16 protein-coding genes are annotated in these 25,244 nt (G+C 38.5%); 5 read left to right on the top strand and 11 right to left on the bottom strand.

Going from position 1 to position 25,244, the window contains the following annotated elements:
- Window positions 1–80: 80 nt before the first annotated feature.
- From LEP1GSC202_RS07755 to LEP1GSC202_RS07740, 4 genes are all read right to left on the bottom strand, one after another.
- Window positions 81–1,292 (bottom strand): MFS transporter, encoded by a 1,212-nt coding sequence (locus tag LEP1GSC202_RS07755; RefSeq protein WP_015677551.1) that lies wholly within the window; start codon window positions 1,290–1,292, stop codon window positions 81–83.
- Between the two features lie 240 nt (window positions 1,293–1,532).
- Window positions 1,533–3,581, bottom strand: coding sequence for a Kelch repeat-containing protein (locus LEP1GSC202_RS07750; protein ID WP_015677256.1), 2,049 nt, complete (start codon window positions 3,579–3,581; stop codon window positions 1,533–1,535).
- Window positions 3,582–3,765: 184 nt separating this feature from the next.
- Entirely contained in the window at window positions 3,766–6,333 is a 2,568-nt protein-coding gene (locus LEP1GSC202_RS07745; protein ID WP_015676598.1) for a SpoIIE family protein phosphatase, read from the bottom strand.
- On the bottom strand, window positions 6,330–7,931 hold the full coding sequence (locus LEP1GSC202_RS07740) for a Ppx/GppA phosphatase family protein (RefSeq protein ID WP_015677213.1): 1,602 nt from the start codon (window positions 7,929–7,931) through the stop codon (window positions 6,330–6,332). The genes LEP1GSC202_RS07745 and LEP1GSC202_RS07740 overlap by 4 nt, the downstream gene beginning before the upstream one ends.
- Window positions 7,932–8,075: 144 nt before the next feature.
- On the opposite strand from LEP1GSC202_RS07740, the gene LEP1GSC202_RS07735 reads away from it, so the two are divergent.
- Together LEP1GSC202_RS07735 and LEP1GSC202_RS19630 are read left to right on the top strand one after the other, a co-directional pair.
- On the top strand, window positions 8,076–9,098 hold the full coding sequence (locus LEP1GSC202_RS07735) for a rod shape-determining protein (RefSeq protein ID WP_002972591.1): 1,023 nt from the start codon (window positions 8,076–8,078) through the stop codon (window positions 9,096–9,098).
- A gap of 372 nt (window positions 9,099–9,470) precedes the next feature.
- A complete protein-coding gene (locus LEP1GSC202_RS19630; RefSeq protein ID WP_083929994.1) occupies window positions 9,471–13,058 on the top strand; it encodes an SBBP repeat-containing protein in 3,588 nt (1,195 codons plus the stop codon).
- Window positions 13,059–13,968: 910 nt separating this feature from the next.
- On the opposite strand, the gene LEP1GSC202_RS07710 is transcribed toward LEP1GSC202_RS19630, so the two are convergent.
- Together LEP1GSC202_RS07710 and LEP1GSC202_RS07705 are read right to left on the bottom strand one after the other, a co-directional pair.
- Window positions 13,969–14,964, bottom strand: coding sequence for a DUF1554 domain-containing protein (locus LEP1GSC202_RS07710; protein ID WP_015677166.1), 996 nt, complete (start codon window positions 14,962–14,964; stop codon window positions 13,969–13,971).
- A gap of 155 nt (window positions 14,965–15,119) precedes the next feature.
- Window positions 15,120–15,425: a hypothetical protein gene (locus tag LEP1GSC202_RS07705; RefSeq protein ID WP_039928355.1), complete on the bottom strand. Its 306-nt coding sequence runs from the start codon at window positions 15,423–15,425 to the stop codon at window positions 15,120–15,122.
- Window positions 15,426–15,816: 391 nt separating this feature from the next.
- Here LEP1GSC202_RS07705 and LEP1GSC202_RS07700 point away from each other — a divergent pair, with 391 nt between their 5' ends.
- From LEP1GSC202_RS07700 to LEP1GSC202_RS07690, 3 genes are read left to right on the top strand one after another with little or no spacing between them, the layout of a single operon-like run.
- Window positions 15,817–18,423 (top strand): FAD-binding protein, encoded by a 2,607-nt coding sequence (locus LEP1GSC202_RS07700; protein ID WP_015677295.1) that lies wholly within the window; start codon window positions 15,817–15,819, stop codon window positions 18,421–18,423.
- A complete protein-coding gene (locus LEP1GSC202_RS07695) occupies window positions 18,420–19,502 on the top strand; it encodes a hypothetical protein (protein WP_015677457.1) in 1,083 nt (360 codons plus the stop codon). The genes LEP1GSC202_RS07700 and LEP1GSC202_RS07695 overlap by 4 nt, the downstream gene beginning before the upstream one ends.
- 25 nt (window positions 19,503–19,527) lie before the next feature.
- A complete protein-coding gene (locus LEP1GSC202_RS07690; protein WP_015676905.1) occupies window positions 19,528–20,523 on the top strand; it encodes an alpha/beta fold hydrolase in 996 nt (331 codons plus the stop codon).
- Window positions 20,524–20,730: 207 nt separating this feature from the next.
- Here the strand turns inward: LEP1GSC202_RS07690 and LEP1GSC202_RS07685 are convergent, their stop codons facing one another.
- The 5 genes from LEP1GSC202_RS07685 to LEP1GSC202_RS07665 form a co-directional block, all read right to left on the bottom strand.
- Complete coding sequence (locus LEP1GSC202_RS07685) at window positions 20,731–22,197, bottom strand: protein adenylyltransferase SelO (RefSeq protein ID WP_015677622.1); 1,467 nt, start codon at window positions 22,195–22,197, stop codon at window positions 20,731–20,733.
- Window positions 22,198–22,309: 112 nt separating this feature from the next.
- Window positions 22,310–23,338, bottom strand: coding sequence for a hypothetical protein (locus tag LEP1GSC202_RS07680; protein ID WP_015676992.1), 1,029 nt, complete (start codon window positions 23,336–23,338; stop codon window positions 22,310–22,312).
- Between the two features lie 31 nt (window positions 23,339–23,369).
- A complete protein-coding gene (locus LEP1GSC202_RS07675; protein WP_039928353.1) occupies window positions 23,370–23,621 on the bottom strand; it encodes a hypothetical protein in 252 nt (83 codons plus the stop codon).
- Between the two features lie 273 nt (window positions 23,622–23,894).
- Window positions 23,895–24,905, bottom strand: a complete 1,011-nt coding sequence (locus tag LEP1GSC202_RS07670) for a hypothetical protein (RefSeq protein ID WP_015676693.1) — start codon at window positions 24,903–24,905, stop codon at window positions 23,895–23,897.
- A gap of 3 nt (window positions 24,906–24,908) precedes the next feature.
- Window positions 24,909–25,244 (bottom strand): TRL domain-containing protein, encoded by a 336-nt coding sequence (locus LEP1GSC202_RS07665; RefSeq protein WP_015676372.1) that lies wholly within the window; start codon window positions 25,242–25,244, stop codon window positions 24,909–24,911.

Below are 25,244 nucleotides of genomic sequence, written 5' to 3'. Positions count from 1 at the left end.
GGTTAACTTCCAATTCGCTAAAATTATTGATTTTTTTCTTATTGTTCGTTCGATACTTTTCCTTCCTTACTTTTGTTTCCTTATTTTTTTCCTAAAACCATCTCATTCACTTTATACATTAGTAAAATCGTGCAGACAATTGCAGTCGCAACCACATAACCTAACACTTCATAACGTTCTAAATACCCACTTGGGGTTTGGATCACAATGAGACCAGCAACAGAGGCAGCAATCCCTCCCGAGATTTGTTGGATAGAAGAACTAATCGCCATAAAGGCACCTCGATCATGGAGTTCAGGCACAGCAGAATTGATGGCATTGGCGGAAATCATACGAGCAGAAATGAAAACAAACAAAAGTGAATTGAGGACAAGGACAATCGGTAGCGGAGTGATTTTAAGACGAGTAAAGTATAAAATGATAACGGCCGCAGTAGTGGAAGCAACAAAAAACATATTGTATTTTCCAATCGAGTCACTCAATCGCCCCATAATTGGACCACCTAACATAGATACAACTCCAGTGACCATGTAGATAAAAGGTAGATCTTCCAATTTCATTCCTAAATTATGAACTGAAAATGCGGAACCAAAGGGCATCAGCATAAAACCACCTGTTGCCATTAGTGTTGTTGCGATGAACGCAGGAAGGTATCTCGGCATCGTCAAAGTGGTGACCAAATGGTGAAACGCATGGGTATCTGTTTTTTTGTCCAAATGAGAAGTCACAGGTTTTAGAAACAAAAAAATGAATAATCCTGCAACCCCGCTCACTCCTGCAATCATCAGAAATGGAGATTGCCAACCCCAAAGATTCGAAATATAAATTCCAATCGGAAGACCAAATACTTGGCTTGCTGCAAACGCTGTCATGATAAATCCCATCACCCTTCCTCGAACCTGTAAGGGGAAAAGATCAGCAACGATGGCAAACGAAATGGAAGACAAAACTCCCGCAAACATACCAGTCAATATTCGAACAAACAATAAAAATTCATAATGAACGGCAATGCCACATAAAAAGGTAGCGAAGACAAACCCTATATAAAAGAAAAGAAGCAATCGCTTGCGATCAAACCGATCTGCAAATCCGGCAGCAAGTAATCCAGAGATCCCAGCGCTAAAAGCATAGGCAGATACTACATACCCAAATTTTTCCGTTGGGATTTGTAATTCATGCATCACTAGAACACCTAACGGTGATAAGATCATAAAATCCAAAACAACGGTGAATTGCAGAAATGCAAGGAGGCCAACGACGAAGATATGGTAACGCGTGAATTGAAAATCCATTCGAATTCCAAATTCCAATTGGTTGGATTTTTTGTCGTATCTTAAACTAGAGATGAATTTTAGGATTTTTGGATTTGGGTGGGATGGTAAAAGAGAATTGGAATGAATTATGGTCAATAGAACTAGGAAAACAACTTTGAAATTGTTCCCCATCAATCGATTGCATATTGAATCGATATTGATAAAAAATGCGGGACCTGTGTTGATCCCGCACTCTAGCCTTATGCGAATCCTATTTACTTAATAAAATTCTTCCGCGCTATTGAGTGATCCATTTCCATTATGGCCACCCACTACGATGATCCGATTGGGATCGGGGGCAATCGCAGAAAGGCCATACCTAGCAGAATTCATAGGGTATTCTGGGATCCACTGCTCGAGCAGAGGGTCGTATTTTTCCACTTGTGCCATCGCTCCACTATTGTATCCTCCAACGGCGTAGATCCTTCCACGTAATTTTACAACTTCAAACAAACCACGTGCCGTATTCATAGGTTTATGTAAAGACCAAGAATCCGAACCTGGGTTATAGGATTCCACTGTTGACTCATATGAAGAAACGTTTCTTCCTCCAAAAACATACATTTTATTGTCATGGAAAAGACAGGCAGTTTCTGTTCTAGCTGAAGTCATAGTTCTTTTGTAAGTCCATTTATCGGTAGCAGGATCGTATTCTTCTATGGTATTGAGAATCGTGCTCCCATTGTTACCACCTACCGCATACATTTTCCCATTATTGACACATAGAGAATGATACTGTCTTGGTGTGTCCATCGGAGTTCCTTGGGTGATATTGCCTGTTTCTGGATCATAAATCTCTACCTCTGCACGAGTTGTGCCACCTCGACTACCTCCTACGAGGTAAATTTTATTCCCAAGAATTGCCGCTTTATGACCAAATTTTGCATTGGGAAGATTGCCTTGGTTCGACCAAGAGTTACTTACCAAATCCAATGATTCAATTCCAGAAATAGGTGTACCATTAATATTTCCACCAAACACATAATACTTGTTATTGTAAACTGCGGATGCAAAGTAGTAACGAGAAGAATTCATCAAGACCTTTAAATGAGTTGCAGTGTCATTGGCTGGGTCGTAATAAACGACGACGTTGTTATATCCACCTAATCCATAAAATCTACCGTTTGCATACCCACCTACACCTTGATTTAGATAAGCAAATTGTGGTAATGATGTCTTAACTGTCCACGAATTTGAATCTGGGGAAAATTCTTCAACAACTCGGAAATTCGAACTATCGTGACCTCCCATAACATAGATTTTATCCCCAACTAATGCAGTTACAACGAATGCGCGATTCGTAGGCATATTAGTTTTTTGAGTGAACACCAAAGTGTCAGGATCAAATTCAAAGACATTGTTAAAATATCCATTTACTCTTGAGAGTCCTCCAAAAAAATAAAATTTATTGTTATATAGTTTTATCGAATAATAATACCAAATAGGTGAATCACTCAAAACTCGACTCCACTGGTTCGTCGAAATATCGTAAACTTCTACAGCTCCGTACCGAAACAAATAAATTTTGCCATTATGAGCTATGCTAGAGTGATAATTAGGTGATGCCAACATTGGAGCACCAGTGGTCCAAGTATCAGTAATTGTATCATAAATAAATACGGTATTTGTCTCTCTTTGGGCATATCCATAAGTTGGAGGTGGGTCATACCACTCAAAACAATGCCAAAGAAGCTGATTGACACAATATGGTGCTGGGTCATACAACATTTTATAATAATATTCTCTTCCACCTAACACATAGATTTTATTTCCGATAACAGCGGATGAAGCTGCATGCCTAGGTGAAGGCATATTCTTTAATTTATTCCACTGCGCCGTTACCGTATTGTAAGAATAGGCATTTCCATCGGATAAATTCCCATACACATTATTACCAAACAAATATATCTTATCACCTATCGTTTGCGATGTTGCCTCATAAAACGATCTCGGCAAATTACTTAATGTTGCCCAAATGTTTTTCAGTGGTTCGGGTGGTGGAGTGAGGGGTGCAACCGAGTTCGGATCCGTCCCAGTGTTATTGGAAGGATTGTCGATAGGTGGCGTGTTTTCGTTTATATACTGGATCTCACCAGGTTTGAGTAGCCCAAGTAGTGCTAGGGTTTGCGTATCTTTCAATTCCTTTTCTAAGGCAGGGTTCCCTGTAAGACCTGACACAACGCCACACTGGAAAAAACCAGCCGCCATCATGATGAGATACGCTAAAGTGAGAATTGGAAATTTTAGTTTTTGTTTGGTAGCATCCATTCGCATTCCTTCCATTTTTTGCTTACGGCAAGTAACACGAAATTGCCTTCATTTTGCAATAGTTTTGGATCGGGGGGACGGTGGCTCAGAACGTTAAAAACGGTAAAATCGCGTTTTCAGAACGTTTTGAACGGTTTTTTGAAAAAAAATTTTTAAATCGGGAGCCAAATGGAAAATTTCCCACCTAATTTTGGAGGGATCCTAGAACTTCTCGTAATTTCACCACTTGGGGGTGTTCAGGGGAAAGGGCCGCCAAACGGGAAAAAATCTTTTTTGCCCGTTCCAAATTCCCAACTAACCGGTAACATTCCACCAAATTGATGAGATTTCGGATGTGTTTGGGATCTCTGGCTCGCAAACGTTCTCCCAGTTCAATCGCCTTTTTGATGTTCTTCGATTTCCGATAGGCAAAACTCAGTTGCAAAAGGATTTCGTTGTCTGTGACAAAATATGGAAAAATAGATTCGAGAGCATCCACCGCGATATCAAATTTTTTGAGCAATAAGGAAATGCGTGATTTTTCACGAATTAAATTGATCCGAATATCATCCTGCAACGATTCATTTGCCAAAAATGTTTCGATGGTTTGGAACGCTTCCTCTGCTTTTCCAAGATCCAAAAGAGATTTAATTTTCGAATATAAATAATCATCGGAATTCAAATGATTTAGCGAGTCTTTCGATACTCGTTTGAAAGACCCAAGCCATTCTAACCTAAGTAACGTTAAATCATCAGAAAAAGTGCCTACATCCAATAAATTTTCAACGATTGAATTTAAATCACCTTTCGATTTCTCTACCACCTCTAAAAATTTTGTTTCGTCTTCATTGATGAGGCGATTTCCATCTCCACTTTCTTCCAATACCAAATCATCTCGTCCATCAGAACCAATAAACAATACATCACCAGTTTCCAGAGGAAAAATTCGAATGCGAACATCCCCATCCATTCCTTTCGTTCCAATTTTTCGTAACTCTAATTCCTCTTCAATAAACGAAGCGACCCCATCGCGATATAAAACAGTCCAAGGGTGTTCCGCATTGAGGTAATACAAAACTCCCGTATCTTCTTCCACAAGACCTAACACAACGGATACGAGCATGGAACCATCAAAGGATTCAAAAATAGTTTGCAGTTCAAAAAAACATTCTTTGATCCATCGCTCAGGAGATTTGTTTTGGTTCTCCAAAATCATTTGTGTTCGTTTGATAAAAGATAAAAATACCACTCCAAGAACAAGTGCACCACCTGCTCCTTGGATGGACTTACCCATTGCATCCCCATTGATGAAAACTAAATAGGATTTTCCATTCAAAGTGATGGAATCACTGATGATGATATCACCACCGATTTCTCTTTTTTTCCCTCGAAACTCAAATTCCTTTTTTTGTTTCACGAATGCTTGCAACAAAACTTGGGTTGAGTTAACTTTAGTTTGACCAAGAGGATCCAAAAGTAACGAAGTTAAAAAATAGTCACCATCTTGTTGGACTTTTAACTCTTGAACTTTCGTTAAGGTGTTCTGTAATTCGTTTGTTCGTTCTTCTACCTTTCTTTCCAAACTTAAATTAAGAGATTCCACCTGACGATGGACACGTAAAAATCGATTGGCAAGCACCACGGCAATGCCTAAAACAAAAAACAAATAACCAAAACGTAGTAAGTTGAGATTTTGGATGGGAAGGATCCCTGATGCCCCTATCACATCCCAAGATCCTGTTCCTAACAAAAACAAAACACCCATTAAGAGGCGTTTTGCATCTTTGTTTTTAGCTCTTACAGCGGAAATGATGAGATATAACAAAATCACTCCAAAGACAAAAACAGAAACTTGCCAGATACGAAGGAGTAAAACAGATGTAGCACGGTTTACAAAAAATTGTGTGATGGCTAATAAAACACTGAATACAAGGTATGTTTTGGAAACAATGCTGATTTTGGAACGAAAGAACAGATCGGTAAACAGAAGTAACCAACTTGGCGTAAGGAAGACAACAAAATATTCAATTTTTGTTTGAGCGAATGGTTCCAATCCCAGGGAGTAAATTCCTTGCGTACGAAAGACCATATATATTGCCAAAAATATAGAGAATAACGCATAATATAAGTTATATGTTTCTTGCCTACGTTTCCAATAAAATAGACCATGATAAATCCCAACAAAGAAATACAAAAACAATAACATATATGTTAGTGTTTCATCTTCAATTTCAGAATGATTGGATGCTAAATTGATATTAGTTGGAAAGTCATTAAATAGATCGTAAACATTTAACTCTTCTCCTTCTTCTGCTGCGACAAGAATTCTAATTTGGTTTTGGCCTACCTTTAAATTACTACGTTTCAATCGAACGATGATATGGCGACGATAACCACTCGTCTCTATTGAATCCTCTTTGATACTCCCACCAGAAGTCACAAGTGATTGGTTTATATAAATGGCGAAGTAGTTAGAGATATATGGGACATGAAGGCTAAAGGCGTCATCTTCCACCTTTTGGAAGTCAGTTGGTGACAACAAAAAAGATTTTGCCATTGTCACTTTTCGTAGTTTTCCCTTTTCCCATTCAAATTGTTTTAGGATCGTTGACAATGGTAGGGATTCTAAAGTTTTCCATTGTTTCCCATCAGGGTTCTCAGAAATTTCAAATCCTTTGGTGACATACCAATTTTTAGTTAAATCAATTGGAAGTGCAAAAATTGAATTAGACAGCGAGATGAAAAAACAAATGGAAAAAAGGAATTTTTTCATATTGGGTGCAATTGAAACTCTAAATTCGTACCAAATGTATCTTCAAACAAATCCTTTTTTTCAGATACAGACCAAATTTCTAAATTCGGATCTTCACTCTTTTGGTAATACAACCTACAATTTACCTTCCCTTTTTCTAACACTGCATCCAATCGTTCGATAATGGATTTCTCAGAACGGTCTAAACCATCACCAATTCGAAGAAACGAAGCTAATTTCCTGACAAGCAGTTGGTCTTCTGGTCTGAGTGCCTTAAATTCCTCGTGTTTTCCTTTCGGTCCACCTTTTCTGTGATAACGAGCAAGAAGTGCGATGATTTCAATTTCCGCGTTGGAGAAACCAACCATTGCTTCTGAGTTACGAATGATATAATAACTATGTTTGTGATAGTTGTGGTGGGAGATACAAAGACCCACTTGGTGGAGATAACAGGCAGTTTCTAAATAATCTCTCTCTAAATTCCCAAGTCCATGTAAGTTAGTTAGATCATCAAACAATTGCAAGGTGAGTCTTGTAACTGTTTCTGCATGTTTTTTCCCTTGCGGATAAAGATTCGCAACGGTTTTAATCGCCTTGTCCCGAATGTTATCGAGTCTTGGCAATGATGTGTCTGTATGCCTGAACCATGATTCAATCGTATCGTATACAATGCCTTCTCGGAGTGCAAAATCACTTACCGTAAATGCTGGTGCTTTGATCCTTTGTAAAACTTCATCCAAAACGAGAATCCCACCAACAATAATATCCCCCCGTTTGGCATCTAAACCTGGGATTTTTAATCGTTTTTTGATACTTTCAGCATCTAATACTTGTTTGCGGATCTCTTTAAAGGAATCGATGGGAATCTCTGTTCCATTCAATCGTTCCCGTTTTTCTCCTTTTTTTTCAAGTACCATGGAAGTGACCGAAGTGATAGTCCCAGAACTCCCCACAACCAAAAATGGTTTTAACTTTTCGATTTGAGGTAAAAAGGCAGATAACACTGATTCAATGTGGATCCTACATTTTTGCAAATCGGTGGCAGAAATTGGATCTTTTTTTAAGTATTTTTCTGTTAATCTGATGGCACCTAACTTCATACTGGTGGAAAAAAGAATCTCTCCTTTTTCGCCAATGAGTAGTTCTGTACTCCCTCCTCCAATATCAATGAGAAGGATTCGTTTGTCAAAAACTGGTAACCCTTGTAAAATTCCTAAATAAATTAAGCGAGCCTCTTCGTTTCCAGAAACAACTTGGATTTGGATTCCCGTTTCTTTCTCGGCGCGATCCAGAAAGACCTGGCGATTTTCCGCTTCCCTTAGGGCACTTGTGGCAACGGCTCGGATTTCCGCTTTGTAACTTTCGGCGAGTGTTTTAAACCGCTTTAAACAAGCAATCCCACGTTCCATTGCATCATCGCGAATGACCGCATAATCACTGCTACCGCTTCCCAAACGAACAGATTCCTTTTCTTTCGTTAGGTATTCAAGTGTACCGTCCGGTCTTAGTTTGACGATGACGATATGGAAGGAATTGGTGCCCAAATCGATGGCAGCAAGGATCTTTTCCGTGCGAAATGCCTGGTTTGGTTTGCGTAAGATGTGTGAGAAAGGAAGCATTTTGTATCTTACTAGCCTATCGAAAATTTTTACGGTTGAAAGCAAAAACCAGCCGAAAATTATGGGGAACGGGTAGAATTGTAAAGTTTTGGTGTAAACCCACCGTAAATTCCCCCTTTCGTACTTCTTTCACCAGGATCTGATATGATATTTGATAATCTTTATGGACTTTTCTCGAACGATATGGGAATCGATTTGGGAACCGCGAACACCCTCGTGCATGTGAAAGGACAAGGGATCGTCCTATCAGAACCTTCGGTCGTGGCAGTCCAAGCCTCCACTGGTCGAGTCCTCGCCGTGGGACAAGAAGCAAAACGAATGCTCGGAAGGACTCCTGGTGACATCGTTGCCATCCGCCCCATGAAAGATGGGGTCATCGCCGACTTCGAAACCGTGGAAAAGATGATCCGTTACTTCATCGCAAAAGTCCACAACCGTACTACATTTGTAAAACCGCGCATCGTTATCGGAGTTCCTTCTGGGATCACCGAAGTAGAAAGACGTGCCGTTCGTGAGTCCGCTGAACAAGCGGGAGCCCGAGAAATTTTCCTCATCGAAGAAGCACTCGCTGCTGCCATCGGTGCCAACATCCCCATCCATGAACCAGCAGGGAACATGATTGTGGACATCGGAGGGGGAACCACAGAAATCGCTGTGATCTCTCTTGGTGGTATGGTGATCGCCGAGTCCATCCGAACAGGTGGTGACGAATTCGATGAAGCGATTGTGAAATACCTTCGTAACCAATACAACCTAGTGGTTGGAGAAAGAACTGCTGAGGACATCAAACTCACGATTGGAAATGCATTTGCTGACAAACGTGTGGACACAATGGAAGTGAAAGGCCGTGATGCCATCTCTGGTCTCCCACGTACCCTCGAACTGGATTCCAACGAAATCCGAAAAGCCCTGAAAGAACCAACAGACGAAATCCTAGACGGAATCAAATCGGTTCTCGAACGCACTCCGCCAGAACTAGCTGCCGATATCGTAGAACGAGGGATCGTTCTCACGGGTGGTGGTTGCCTCCTCCGAGGTCTCGAACACTACCTCACCAAAGAAACTGGAGTTCCGGTCTTCCGTGCGGAAAACCCACTCACATGCGTGGTGCTCGGAACAGGACGTTACTTGGATGAGTTGAAATACATTAAACCAGGGATCCGGTAGGGGGCATTTCGCCTTTCGATACGGCCTTTGGCCTACTCAATGCTCGGCTTTGTTGGTCGGATGTCGTTTCGGTATTTGATGCCATCGTTTCGGTCGTTGAGTAGCGAAGCATATCGAAACGACGGGTATTAAAAACATTCCATTTAGAAACGTGAAGGGAGCCATTACGGGTTCCCTTTTTTGTTTTGGGCGCACATTCCGGCTCTTCCTCGACGAGGGCGCTCGGTCGATCCGGGGCGCGGGTAGGTTGGTTGATTTTTGTAATGGAAAAAACTAACAAAAGTTTTCTGATAAGGAAATAATTAACTGACTTTTAATTACGTATAACCAATATCATGTTTATAATTGAAAATACACATTTTACGGAAACATATGAAATTCTTAAATCTTCTAGTTGTGCTTTTTTTTACTACAAACTGTATTCTTGCTTCATTATTCAATATTAATAACAAACCTAGTAGAATCTCGGACTATATCTTACTTGCATTGGGTGCCTTAAATCATTCAGCAGGAACTGCGGAAGACCATGATTCAGTACCTGTAGGTGGAGGAGAGGTAACCATTAATGGAAGCACCATACGTTCCAGTGATGGTATGATCACAATCGATATTCCTGAAGGTGCTGTCACAGATACTGTAGAGTTTACAATTTCTAAATTTACCTTGGTATCAAATTCATATCCTGGTAGTTATCTACCGACAAGCTCTGCATATGAAATCCAGCCATCGTATCGATTTAAAAAACCCGTAACTGTGAGTATGTCATTAGATACTTCCTCCATACAAAGTTTAAACCTTTCTAAAACAAAAAGTTTAGGTTTTTCGTATAGCACAACTAGTGTGACAGATAATTCAGGAAGGTTTCCAAGTTGGACCGCTCACGATACCATAGTCACTGGTGACAAAGTTGTTTTTAATACGGAGACCTTTTCGATTTTTGGAATCGGGACACCTCCTCCTGGCAATCAGCCACCGATCAATCTGGGAGCATTTTATTATTTTAAAGCAGGTTGCAGTTACCTTCCCTATATGTTGCGGACAAGAGTCATCGATCCTGATGGAGATACCATCAAAGTTTATCTGATTACAGGTCCAGTAAATGGAGGAGCTGTCGCAATTCCTATGACCCGCGAAGGAGTCACTGATTGGTATACCGTAAATATTCCGTATGAAGCAATGAGTGAATCAGGAATTCAAATCCAAATTTCAGCTTCTGATTCCTATGGACAAACTAGTTTTGTCCCCTCTACTGGAATTTTTAATTATCCTAGTAGTTCCAACACAGCTCTATACATTTCCAATTTCGAATTGGATCAAGATAACGATGGGCTGCTTTGCGCTTGGGAAAGAGATAACGGACGAAGTGATACAAATCCTGGTGATGCTGGAGGAGTTCTGGATTCCGATGGAGATGGTATTCCTAACGTCGTTGACCATACTCCAAATGGTGAAGCCAATCCTCTTATTGATTTTTTACAAATCATGCCATCTACAGTTAGTCTCGATATAACCGATAAAGTAATCTTTGGAGTCACTGCTAGCTTTGGCGGTTCACCAAGATATGTAAACGCGAGTTATACGGCTACTGGTATTGGACTGAATGGTGGCCCTGTCGGCACTATGAATTCTAGTACCTTTTTACCTTCTGTACCCGGAACTGCGGGTGTTGTAGCAACAGTTGGTGCAATGAATTCCACTGCAACGGTAAATATTCTGGATACAGTCGGTCCAAATGATATTACAACTCTGTCCGCAACTCCAGTCTCTTCAAACAAAATCCAATTACATTGGCTTGCCCCAGGAGATGATAGTCAATATGGTCGAGCTGTTGCGTATCAAATTTTTCGATCATCAAGTTCTATCACAAATAATGGAAATTGTAATGGAGTCTTAATCAATCATTCATTGATTCCGAAAAGTGCAGGCGTTAGCGAAAGATTAGATGTAAGCGGTTTAAATCCAAACACAACTTATTTCTTTTGTATTCGGGCTGTCGATGACAATGGAAATTTCAATCGATGGAATGGAACTGTTTTCGCGACTACTTATCCTTCTCCAGACATCACACCTCCTTCAGACATAATAAGTGTTACTACAACTACTCTAGACACTGATAAAATCCAACTAAGCTGGAATGCTGTAGGTGATGATGGAAATTCAGGTTCTGCCCAATATTATGAAATATACCGTTCTACGACTCCTCTCCTCACAGATATTCAGTGTAGAAGTGCTGTTTCCATTCCCAATGCTTTGCCATCAAGCCCTGCAGGTACGGCACTTAATTTTACTGTCACAAACTTAGCAGACAATACCATATACTATTTTTGTATTGTAGCCGTTGATGAATCAAACAATTACAGCATTTGGAATGGCATAACAACTGCTACTACCCTTCGTAAGAATTTACCTCCTACCATTTCGCTCGTGGATACAATTTCGGAAATACTCCCAAATGTTATAAGCTTAGACGCTTCGCTTTCAGGAGATCCAGATGCTGTGGCTTGCGGGGCTAATCCAGCAAATTATGTATATAACTGGAGTCTTCTGAACAAACCCCCGACTTCAAATCTTACATCTAGTAACATCACCAATGGAAATACTAAATCAGCTTCCTTTACGCCAGATGTAGCAGGAGAATACACAGTCCAATTTTCCTTTACAGACGACAAAGGAAGCTGTGGTGGGGCGAATTTATTGAATGTGAAGTCAACAGTCATAACTATGACTTTATTAACTGGAGTTAAGGTATGGTCCAAACAATTAGGAGTGACTAGTTCTATGACAATAGCTCAAAGCATAACATCGGATTCCAATGGATTCCTTTACGCAACAGGCACAACTAGTGGAAATCTAGATGGACAAATTAGGGCTGGTAACACTGATTTATTTGTAATTAAATTCAATCCGAACGGGGTTAAACAATGGACTAAATTGTTAGGTGTAGTAGGCGGCAATACAGATGCCTTGGGGATCACTTTGGATGCAAACGGAAATATTTACACAACTGGTGCGACATCTGGAAACTTGGACGGAATTACAAAGTCGGGACCATCTGATTTATTTGTTGTTAAATATAATTCAGATGGTGTCAAACAATGGACAAGATTATTAGGAGTGCCTGGCACAACTACATCAACGACATCTTACGGAATCATTTCTGATATATCTGGTTCTGTATATGTGTCGGGTCATACCTACGGGAATTTAGATGGGCAGCAACTATCAGGTCAAGCAGACATGTTTATTGTAAAATATGATACAAATGGAACAAAACAATGGACTAGATTGTTAGGTGGTGGCGCAGGAACTTTTAGCCAAGCAAGAGGAATATCATCTGATTCAAATGGAAATATATATGCGACAGGTTTCACAAATGGAAGTCTAGATGGTCAAACGAAAATGGGAAATCGTGATCTTTTTGTCGTAAAGTACAATTCCAGTGGAGTCAAACAATGGACCAAACAGTTAGGAGTTGCTAGCCAAGAAACAAGTGCTATGAGTATAGCAATAGACTCCTTTGGTAATGTCTATGCTACAGGAAATACATATGGCAATCTGGATGGACAAACTAAAACAGGATCTGCTGATTTGTTCATAATAAAATATGATTCAAGCGGTATAAAACAATGGACCAAATTGCTAGGTGTAACAAATAAACTTACAAGTGGAAATGGAATTACAATCGATTTGAATGGAAACATTTACGTCACGGGTCCCACAGAAGGTAACTTAGATGGGAAAACCATAACGGGAACACGTGATTCATTTTTGGTAAAATACAATACCAATGGTATAAAAATATGGACTTCCTTGTTAGGAACCTCAAATAAAACTACGCAAGCAAGCGGTATCATATCAGACCCAAATGGTAAGGTGATCATAACGGGTACTACGAACGGAAATCTGGATGGGCATATTTTGAGTGGGTCCGTTGATATGTATCTTGTAAAGTATGAGTAATATGAATTTCTAGTTTGTTACAAATGGCGAGTTTTTAACTGGTAAAGCTCGCTTTGGCCCAAACTCAGTATTATCATTTTCACAAAAATCAACCTAGCTTGTAGTGTTCAAACTTTACGAATCATTTTAAATACCTTTCGTTAGATTGGATACATTCTAATTCCACCACAAAATTACTATTCCATGCATAGAAAATTGTATTGCGTAGGTCCATCTGCGTATCGCATAACGCCATCGTCGGTCTTTCGATTGACATAAGGTTAACCCGACGAACACCAAATGCAACTGGTTTTGAATCCATCGATTGAGATCTGTCTCAAGGGAATATACAGTGAAAAAGGAAGAAGTTTGCTTTATAAACGGGGAATCGGAGGCTTTTCATATCCCGAATCATCACTTCATTACCATAGTCGAAAAGAAAAAAATGGAAGCATAGGGATTCTTACGCTCATTGCCTTTACAACATCGCTAACAGGTCCATTACAACCATTCTGAGTGCAACTGCTGTCACAATTTCGTTTTCTTGTTTACAACCGAAACAATCAATGATCTCCTTTCGACAGTAATTACAACGTGGCAAAGCAAGCCCCGGACCAATGAGTCAGGTGACCAAATGGGCGATAAAAATCCGAAAACGAAAACCAAACAAACATCTCAGAAAAATTCAAAGAATGCAATTGCCAAAGGGAAAAAAATGCGGCCGCTGCTGCAAAACAGGTTCCAACAATGAAGTAACGAGATTTTGAAAGTTCATCGATCAATCTCGTATTGAATCAAGGAAACGATTAGAACGGAAAGTACCTGTCGAATCCAAGATTCAAAGGAATTTATGCTTTTGGTTGCGAGTTGCCTATAAAAAGATACACATGCTCTTACAAAAAAAGTATAAGAGAGATGGTTCCACTTTTTATTAAAATTCTACACAAATTAAATGCACAGGATTACTGCAGGAAAAATTTCCTCCAAACAAATTATTGTCGGTGTATTGTGTTCGAAACATAAAGCCAGTCGTGATTGCTGTAATTTCTGTCCAATTGAAACATGTATTTCCACCTAACACATAACCCGAAAAGCTACCAAGCCAACCACCTATCCCTACAGCATCTATCACACTTGCGAAAGGAATCTGGAGTAAAGAAGTTTGATTCGTAGTTGTTATGAGTGTATTTGTCGGACTCGGACTGTAATAATGTGCAAATGGATGCAACACCCAATCGACTTGACCATCACCTAAGTTTGCTGTGGCAGAAGCAATTCGAGTTGGACCGAGTATCATTGCTTTGCAACTTGATCCAACGGGACATTTGATATCCGCGTTACAAACTAAATCAGCTCCAGCGATTCCTCCGAACTCTCCCCCTTTGTAAGTACTCGTGGATAGAAATAATCTTCTTTCATTATCTTTTAATTGCATAGGAATCTCAAATCCCAAATCATGAAATTCTTCATCAGTTGAAACTATTTTTAAATTGAATTTAAAATTTCGATCACCATTGATAATCGAATCATTGATGCCAGTCGCAGTAAAACTCAATGGACTAGACCAAGATTCCTTTGGAAACGTCAATGAATTCGTAGATAAAGTTGTAAGAGAGGAGTCTGAAGCAACAATTTGAATTGTAACGTCAGCAACAGGCGTTTTTGTAAGTCGAATGACAAAAGTTTGGCTAGTTCCTACAGTAAAACTTATTCCTGATTCCGATAGAACTCCTGTATTGGGAGTAATATCCAAAACATTGGTCTTAATATCAATGTCAAAAGAATTACACCTGTATCGACTTTCTCCGAGAAATTGAAATGATATCAGTCCTTTTAGAAATAGCTCCGATTTAGGATCACATAAATTTTGATAACGTAACTCACTACAAGATACAATTTGTAAAAAAATTAAAATCAGCTTTTTCAAAGTAAAATAGTCTCAACTAACTAAGGAAATAACTTTCTTTGACAATTGCCATAGATATACCAATTGGTCTATATTTTTTTAAAATTTTCTGTGGTGATTTTTATGATAAGAATCACAATCTGTCTCTTAACATGGTAGTTTTACTTCTCTAAAATTTAAATATCTCCATTTTGACTTAAGAGATTAAAAAGTTCCTGTACGGAATTTTGTATGGTATCCAAATTGATTAAAACCTTTTGAGTGGGTTTGTAAGTAACCGTCTGCTTCCAATAAATTTTACCGGATTTTATATCCTTACAAATAGCATCATATTTGATACCACTGATTTCGTTTTTTCCATACCCTTTCCTTTCATAACTCAGATTTTCGATCGAGATCATACGATCAATTTTTGTTTGACTTAAATTAGATTCATCAACTTCAAAGAGTAGAAACCCTTTGGAAATCAAAGCTGATTCCATTGAGGAATGAAATCACATTGGGTAATCATTTTTTCATCAAAAATAGAATCCAAATCAACATCTAACAGTGAAATGGTGATAGAATTGGTGACTTGATTCTTCCAATCTGATAGAATCGCGAAACGGGAGGATCAAAAGATTCAAATTGAGTTTGATGTGTAACAACCAAAAAATGTTGGAAGTAAAACGGACAAATTTAGCCTAACACTTAAGATTTGTCCTGACAATGATGACATTTTCCCTACCAATCGGTCACTTTGAACATCTTAGATTTCTTATCGTCTAACGTCTCAAATGGAATCCCACATCTGGGAACACGAAAAAAATTGATTCATTTTTTATTGCAATTTAACTCGAACCATTTAGAGATGAACCCTCTAGGAGAGATTTTTTGAAAATCAAACAGCTTCTACCTGTCACATACTTACTCTTAAATTATAAAGGCCGAATTGATAGAAAGGTATATTGGATTGCCTCTTTGTTTATGTGGTCCAACTTTTATGTGTTTTACCAAACTTTGGACTATTTCTTAGGAGAAAGTGCTACTTGGATCATTTATCCACTGATGCTTTGGGGAATCCTTGCGGTTTCAGCAAAACGATTCCACGATATTGGTAAGTCAGGAAACACCATTTTACTTACGCTAATTCCCATCATTGGACCGTTAGTCGTAATCTACTTGTTGGCATTCAAAAAAGGGGATACGAAAGACAACCAATATGGCGCTGTACCTGGATCAGAGATTGATTATTATAAAAACGATGATGGGACAACAATCCCTCACCTAAAATCAAAAGAAATGATCATCAATGATGTAACCCGACTCAATCCTGTGATCGTTTCGGAAGTCATTCGACCAGAGTCAGTGGAAGATCTGATTACGATCATTAAAAATTCATCGGGTCCAATTTCCGTGGGAGGTGGAAGATTTAGTATGGGTGGGCAGACAGCAAGCCCAAGTTCCACCCATATCGATATGAGAAAACTCAATCAGGTATTGGAATACAACCCTGCAGAAAAACGAATCAAAGTCCAATCTGGCATTCGTTGGTGTGATATCCAACATTATATTGATAAGGACGACCTCTCTGTCAAAATCATGCAAACCTATGCAAACTTCACTGTTGGTGGAGCATTGAGTGTCAATTGCCATGGTCGTTATATGGGACTAGGGCCTGTTGTTCTGTCAGTTCGGTCAATTGATGTTTTGTTAGCTGATGGTAGTCTAGTCAGAGCAGGCCGAACAGAGAATTCAGACATATTTGCAGGGATGATTGGCGGTTATAATTCTGTTGGTATCATAACCGCAGTTGAGTTTGATTTAGATGACAATGTCAAAGTCAAACAAGTCAGCAAAAAAATGAAAAAAAACCAATACTTCCAGTTTTTTAAATACAGCGTTCGAGAGGATAAAAAAGTAATTTTTCATAACGCGGATATTTATCCACCCAAATATGAAAACATACGTTCTGTTAGCTGGGAATTTACCTTAGACAAACCAACTGTAAAGTCTAGATTTATGCCATTACAAGCATCATATCCAATTCACAGATATTTTTTCTGGGACTTTACAGAGTCACCATTTGGAAAATGGAGACGTGAATACATTGTTGATCCCCTTCTCTTTTTGGCCAAAAAAGTGCACTGGAGGAATTACGAGGCTGGGTATGACGTTTTAGAATTGGAACCATCAGCACGAGAAAAATCAACCTATGTTTTACAAGAATACTTTGTTCCCATTGAAAAATTCAATGTGTTTTCAGATCGATTGTGTGATATCTTAAAACGCCATCAGGTCAATATGGTAAATATTTCGGTTCGACATGCAAAGGCAGACGAAGAAACGTATTTATCCTGGGCACCTAAGGAAAGTTTTGCGTTTGTATTATACTACAAACAAAAAGTGAATGAAACGGATAAACTAAAAGTTGCGATATGGACTAGAGAATTAATGAATGCCAGTATCGATGCGGGAGGTACGTATTACCTACCTTACCAAACCCATGCTTCAAGGGAAATGTTTCAGAGAGCCTATCCAAAATACAAAGAAATATTTGCTCTTAAAGAAAAACTCGATCCCAAATTCAGATTTAGGAATATTTTCTGGGATACATATTACAATGAAAAACCAAAACCAGAAATACCGGATTCAGACTTCCATCGTATTTTTTCTGATGTGAAATGGAGTGATGCCCTTTATCGTTTCTTACAAGTGATCTTCAACTTATATCCGGAAGAAAAGTTTTTCCAGTTAATTTATGATACCACAAAACTATATAAAACCGATAAGGAGATCTATTTACAAATTGTCGAAAAATTGAGTTCGGTGAAACCTTTTCATGCGGATTTGACCTATGCCTTACCTGCGCTATTCAAACAGAAAAAAGAATTATCGTCACAGATATTAGAACTTTTGGGAAATCAAACAACGATCAACGGTTATTTGGAAATCGGAACAACAGGTAGGTATGTTTCTACTTTAAAAAACAAACTGAAAATAAATCAAAAAATTTATCTCATCAATTCAGTTCCACCAAAATTCAGTCCCGCGGATATTTTAGAAAGAGGTGGAATCAAAAAATTAGGAAATTTTTTCCCTCTCAATGATTATGATCCAATCAGTGAAGAAATTCCTACCGAAAGTTTAGACCTTGTAACGTGTTTGATCGGATTACATCACATCAAATTAGACAAATTGGATTCATTTATCCAATCGATACACCGAGTCCTACGTGTAGGTGGCAAATTCATATTAAGGGATCATGATGTAAAAGATTCAGAGATGTTTCGATTTGTATCCCTTATCCATACAGTATTCAACGCTGGATTAAAAGAAACTTGGGAATTTGAATCTGCTGAATTTAAAAAATTCCGTTCGATTGATGAATGGGTGGAGATCCTTAAGAAGTTTCATTTCGAGGCAGGACAAACCAGGTTACTCCAGAAGGATGATCCTTCTGACAACGTATTAATGATTTTTACAAAGGTGTCAAAATGAGTCGATTGATCTTCACAACTATCATTTCTTTTTCACTAAGCATTTGCATTTGGACGTCCAAACAATCAAAAACGGAATACATTGAAAAAGTTTCCAATGATTGGATGGTAAATGAAACTAATATTTTGACTCCCAAGGAACATGTTCGTCCAGGAGACCAAACGTTTTTAACCTTTCCAGAATGGTATCTAGTACATAGTCCAAACGAACAAGCTACCTATTTTAAAACTCGAACCTCAAGCACATTTCCGTATTGGGAACATGTTTTGCAACTTTGGAAATCATACATGATCGTATCCGATCAAATTATGGAATCATATGAATTTAATTATGGATACCATCTCATGATTGTTGTATTAACAGTAAGCACAACGGTGGAATACGGTGCAAAACAAATCTATGAGACAATGATTGGAAGAGTCACATCCCTTAGTGAAGACAAAGCATTAACGGAAGAAGATCAGTTTAACGCAAAGTTTACTCAGTCATATGTAGACTTTATCTTGCAAACACCTTGGTATGAATACAACTTCTTTAACGAATTAAAATCTTTATGGTTGGAAGTCCCACTATTCGGAGATCATATGCTTCGCAAATGGGAAAGACGGTATTATCTTACTACGGATATTTTTGTGAAAGCTGTGTATGGTTTTCTGATCAAAAAAGCAACAAAGGCAACCTATGAAGATCCAATTTTAGGAACGGCTATTGTTCTGAATGAAAGGATTGACACCAATGATAAAATCCAAGTTTTAAATGACAATGATCCTCTTCACGCGGTGTATTTGATTCCTCGGTATGCGGACTTTCATCCAACTTTGGAATCAATCCTAATTGGAAAAACGGTAGGAATACAAGAGATCGCGGGGAATACATCCGCCACTTTAGTGACTGTTTTAGTTAAAAAAGGAGAATCTTTACCAACGATTCCTAACGTTACAACTTTATTCCGGCAAGACATTCTGACTAGACCTGGTGAAAATCGATATGCACTTGTTACAAAAGTACAATACTTAAAATCAATGTTAGAAATTTTAAAAGAATCACATATTGAAACAGAACATATCTACGATTTTTAAAAAAAATTTTAAAGCTTAGGATTTTATGAAACAAATAAAAAATCTCATACTCATTGTTTTTTTTGTGATCATATCGATTTTTGTTTTTTATGGAAGTTTACGGTATTTTCGCGAATCATACTCGCCAGAAGATATCGCTCCAAAGACAGGCAGATTTGTCCAAAGCAATGATGTAAAAATCTACATACAAGAGTTAGGTGATCCAAAAAATCCAGCCGTTGTGCTCATCCATGGAATGGGATCATGGAGTGAACTTTGGAAGGAAACGATGGTAGAGTTGTCAAATAACGGTTATTATGCTATTGCCTTTGATTTACCACCTTTTGGTTTTTCGGAAAGACCAGGACCAAAAAATTTAAGTTCTAAAGAACAGGCGAAACGATTGGTGACAATCCTGGATGCAATCGGCGTACAAAAATTCCATTTCGTGGGGCATTCCTTTGGCGGAGGTGCAACTTTACATACAGCACTCACAATACCTAACCGTATCCTCTCATTACAGCTCGTTGATATCGCTGTCAACTTAGAAGAAAAAAAAGAAACAACTGTTACCGAACCATCATTTCTGGAAAAATTTTGGAATTTTTCCTTATTTCGCAATCGAATCCTCGAAGTGACTGCAACAAATCCTCATCTAACAAAGATTTTGTTTAGCCAATTTGTTCATTCTGCAGATTGTATCACGGAAGAAAAAGTTAAGATAATCCAAAAGCCAATGCAACTGAAAGGAACCACGGCTTTCTTAGGAGATTGGCTAGGAGAATTTATCTTTCACTCCAATGATGAACTAGCCAAGGATTTTAAGTTAAATGCGAATCTACTTACGATGCCGATTGGTATCCTTTGGGGGGATTTAGATACAGTCACTCCAATATCAGATGCATACAAAATCCAAACCTATCTCAAAAATTCCCAATTGCATTTGATCTCTGGAGTTGGCCATATTCCTCAATTAGAATCACCAAATGAATTCCATAAGGTCTTGATCAACAATTTGAAATCAGTAGATGGAAATCGATGAACTTTATGTAAGTACGTCCATGTTTTTCAAATATTTTTACAACGAGAAACAAACTCGAAATATCATTTTAAAATTGGATAATTGCGATAGTCTGGTATTCCGCAGCACAAGTATTGATCATAAGTACTATTCAATATGATTCTGGAAAATTTAATTCAGTCTTGGTAATTGTGTATCAATTCTCATTGCCTCAAAAACCCCAATCTCTCATGTCCCACAAAATGTTTGGTAATTGCTATCACCACCTTTCGGGACTTCTTCACCATAATCATAACCCATCTCACGTATGTAAGGATTCTGAGACCGTTTGATAAGATCTTCTGCAACACTCATATACCCTTGGCGAACATTTATAAGAGCAATTTCAACCAAGTGATTCCTTGGAATGAAACTAGGATTCGATTTTCGCATGAGTTTGATCGCATCTTCTTCTCGGATTCCTTGTTTCTCTTTCTCTTCTCTCCAATCCTTTACCCAATCCTTCCAGCGGCTATCTTCATATATTGAATCTTTGGGTGTATAAACTCCTTCCAATACAAGAAAGGTATTTGTAAAATCAGCTTCTCGGTCTTGCATCCACTGGTAGAGGGTCCGTAGTAATGGTAAATCTTTTTCTGTTAGATTAGGGAAACCTATTTTTTCACCTAACATTCGTATGTAACTTTCTTGGAACCAAGTTTCCAATTCGTTTAGTTTTGATTTCGCCAATTCAATTGCTGTTTCTTCATTTGAATCAATGAGTGGAAGAAGCGAATTGGTCAAACATGCAAGATTCCACTGTGCAATTCCCATTTGGTTGGCAAACGCATAACGGCCATTTGTATCGATTGAACTAAACACGCGTTTTCCAAAATACCCATTCATAAATGCACAGGGTCCATAATCAATAGTTTCTCCTGCTATACTCATGTTATCTGTATTCATCACTCCATGGATGAATCCTACTCGCATCCAATTAGTGACGAGTGTTACCTGTCTTTTCATAACAAAATCCAAAAAAGATAGTGCAGGATTTTCAGTAACCATTAGTTCTGGAGCATGCCGGTTCACCGTATAACGAAACAAAGCCTCTAACTCGTCCAAGGATAAAGTTTGGTATGCATATTCAAAAGTCCCGACTCTAATATGACTAGAAGCAACTCGAGTTAAGATCGCACCTTCTTGTATTTCTTCTCGCAGCACTGGCTCACCTGTTTTTACCACGGCCAAACTTCGAGTCGTTGGAATTTGTAACCCAGCCATTGCCTCACTCATAATGTATTCACGCACCATGGCACTGATTGTTGCTCGTCCATCACCATTTCTCGAATACTTTGTCCTACCAGATCCTTTCCATTGGAAATCAAACCATTCCCCTCTTCGATTTTGAAACTCTCCCATCACTATTGTGCGACCATCACCTAACATTGTAAAGTGGCCAAACTGATGACCTGCATAGGCCTGAGCAAAAGGTTTAATAGCTTCTGGTAAATTGGAGCCAGAAAAAAATTGTGCTGTGACCACATCATCTTTTCTCCAATGATCGAACAAAAACTCTTCTGCCAAATCATCATTCCACAAAAGAACGTTAGGTGAAGAAACCGGAGTTGGATTCGTGAATTGGAAAAAAGAATTTGGAAGAGCTGTGTAGGTTTTTTCTATATTGGGAAAAGTGGGAAACGATAACGATGCCATAAGTTTTAGACCGATTCTGATGTAAGATTTGGGCGCACATTTCCGGCTTTACGCTCCAATCTTTGCTTACGCAAAGGATTTCCGCTGCAATCCGGGGCGCAGGGGATTCATTTCAAGTATGAAAAATAGAAACTGTGTTATTCCTACCCTTCCATATTACCCCGTCTATGATATAATGGTGGAAGGTAAGTGACATCGCAAGAACTACAGACATCGGTACGAGTTGTCTTTTAAAAAATTCATCCAGTGAATATCCCAGCTCTGGAAGTAAATAGTAGATTGGTAAAGCGAGTGTGATTGTGAACAAAAAGTAGAGAATCGCATTCCCACTACCCACCTGCGAAAGCCAAGATAAAACCTTTGCCTTTGGATCTATGCCCAATCGAAATCGACTGCGGTTGTAAACCCAAACAAAGACGATGTATTGGACATTATGCCAAACGTTGACGAGTAACCAACCAGAACACAACTCATCGATGAAAATATAACCGACAAAAAAAACAAAAAAATGGGAAACCATAAATATACTATGCCCCATTGGCAATTTACCTCGCCTAAAGGATATGATTCGAGAATAAACCCAATACAACCAAAGCATAAGTGTGATCACACCCACTAAATCAACAACGAATTTAGGAACTGGTGGAAGCCAAAACTCTTGGAAAAGAAATTCGTCTGGCCTTTGGGAACACCGATAAAGAAAACCCCAAATAGGAACAGACCATACCGTTACTTCAGACAAAACTTCCGAATCCCAAGAAAGACCTCCCGCATTACGTCTGTAAGATTGCAATATGCCCCAACTTTGACGTACGGTGTGATAAAATTGACCAACAAAATAAAGTAGAAAAATTCCCTTCAGTCCCCAATTTGCGCCCACCTTTAATAGGATAAGAAACAGAATGGGAGGTACAATCAATACCAATGGCCAAAATTTTTTTCGATCATCTGAATGGAAGAGTAACCTAGTATAAGTAGACCATAAATGTTCATATCCAAAAAGCCAACTATGGACTGTTAACATAGGAATAAAAAGTAATGGCCAAATCACAGTGACTCCTGCCATCACACTGGCAAGGAGAGTGATCCCAATGATAAAAACAAAATCGAACCGTGAAAATTTAGTGAATACCAAATCCATTGCGATTCTTGAGTACGATACCCAAATGTAATTAGGTTACAACACCCGGCGGTAACTTTGGCCTTGGAGGCTCTGTACATACATTCTTTTCTCCATCACTTTTGCATTCATGATGTTTTTGGCATTCATCGGAGGACTTACACTCTTCACCGACCTTCTTTTTATTTGGATCATTGGGAAGGTAGACTTCACTTTTCATCTTTGCTTCTGGTCCCGCGTACGTCACATTGGTGATCATTACCAATAAAATCAGGAACATGATTTTTATTATGTGTCGATTCATCTAAAATCCTCCAAATGAATAACATACGAACCAAGTCGTTTCGGTTCGCTAATCTGTGTTGAAATCAATTTATATCCAAATTTAATTGAAAAACGAAAGATTGGCAATCCATTTCAGGGTACCTTTTGGGATCAATCCATGGGCACAGAAACCCATTCAACTCAGAAAATTGGTTCAAAATTAAGAAAGCGGAAGATGATAGATAGTAGCCAGAAGCCAAGGTGAAGGCAAAACCTAACAGGAATGAACCTGTTAGGCTTGTTTTAGAGTATTTTACTCACCAAAACTTTTAGAAAATTCTAGAGAAAGGTTGATAGAATCAAGTTGAAACGATTGTTTTTGAGTTCTATCAATAGCAGAATAAAATAAAGAAGATGCTATACTTTCATTTAGATAAGCATAATTCTTATACTTCATCGTATACCTTTCGATACTATACCCCCATTTTGTTGCAAACCAAGATGAGAAACGGAAAACAAAATCCAAATTAGACTTTTCTCCAGTATAACTAACGGTCCCATTTGAAAAGGCTACCGCACCTTGTTCTTGAGAGACAATATTTCTTGTTCTTTCGATTAAGTAAGTTGCATAATTTTGACTTTCCGTACCAGAAAGATTAAACATTTGCCTTCCAAAATGAATCTCAAACCATCTTAATGGTTTAAACTCGAGATGGATTCCTGGTGTTATCCCTTGGGCCCTCATTGTAAATTCTCTTGAAATTGGATTCAAGATTGAGATCGAATTGAAATTTCTAAATCCAAAATCATAAAACAAAACTTGTCTTTTGGTTAATTGTTCGATATCTACTTGTCGCAAACTCACACCTACACTGAGATTCGGAGACAATGGATGAAAATAACCAACCCCAATGCCATTATATCTTTCTCGAAATTGTAATAATCTAGAATCACTTTGGCCTGGATCAATATTTGCTAAGTTTCGATTTTCTATAAAAAAACGAAATTTATCCATATATCGATACTCAAGCTCGCGTTGACCTGAAGTCGAGGAATAAGCATCATCCAGTTTAGAGTAGTTACCTGATGTTTGATAGGTAAATACATCATTCACTAAAAAACTGGTGATCACTTCATTCTGGATACGATTCTGGACTGGAAATTTTAAATTACCATATCCATCCGTAATTCTTAAATAAACTCTATGTTTGTCAGGTTGTCTTACTTCTGGTAATTCATGTGTGGAATCATATTCTTTGGCAAAAAGATTACCAAAGGAAAGAAACATCATTACCAAAGTGAGGATCAATTTGTTATGGGACACGAATCATTCCCCCCAAACAATCACACATTCGCGATAAAAAAGTCCGAACGGTAAAATGGTTAAAGACTCTCGATCCACAACGGCAATTTTTTTGATGTTTGCATGTTGTGCACCTTCTTCAATTGAGTTTCCCGCACCAAAAAAGAAAACGTTCACAATGAATCCTGAAAAACTGCAAGACTTACCTGATTTTTCTAATTTTGCAGATGTCACCATATTGCCAGTTGCGTCACCGTTTAAATGGTGTGTCGTATATGAGAAAAAGTAACCAGGTATAGGAGTGGTCACACAATTTGTAAAAAGTGTTAAACTAAAAATGGATAGTAAAAGGTATTTCAT

This window comes from Leptospira yanagawae serovar Saopaulo str. Sao Paulo = ATCC 700523 (genome assembly GCF_000332475.2).
GTDB classification, from domain to species: domain Bacteria; phylum Spirochaetota; class Leptospiria; order Leptospirales; family Leptospiraceae; genus Leptospira_A; species Leptospira_A yanagawae.
The sequence above is the reverse complement of the archived record's forward strand: the minus strand, read 5'-3'. Positions and strand labels throughout refer to the sequence as shown.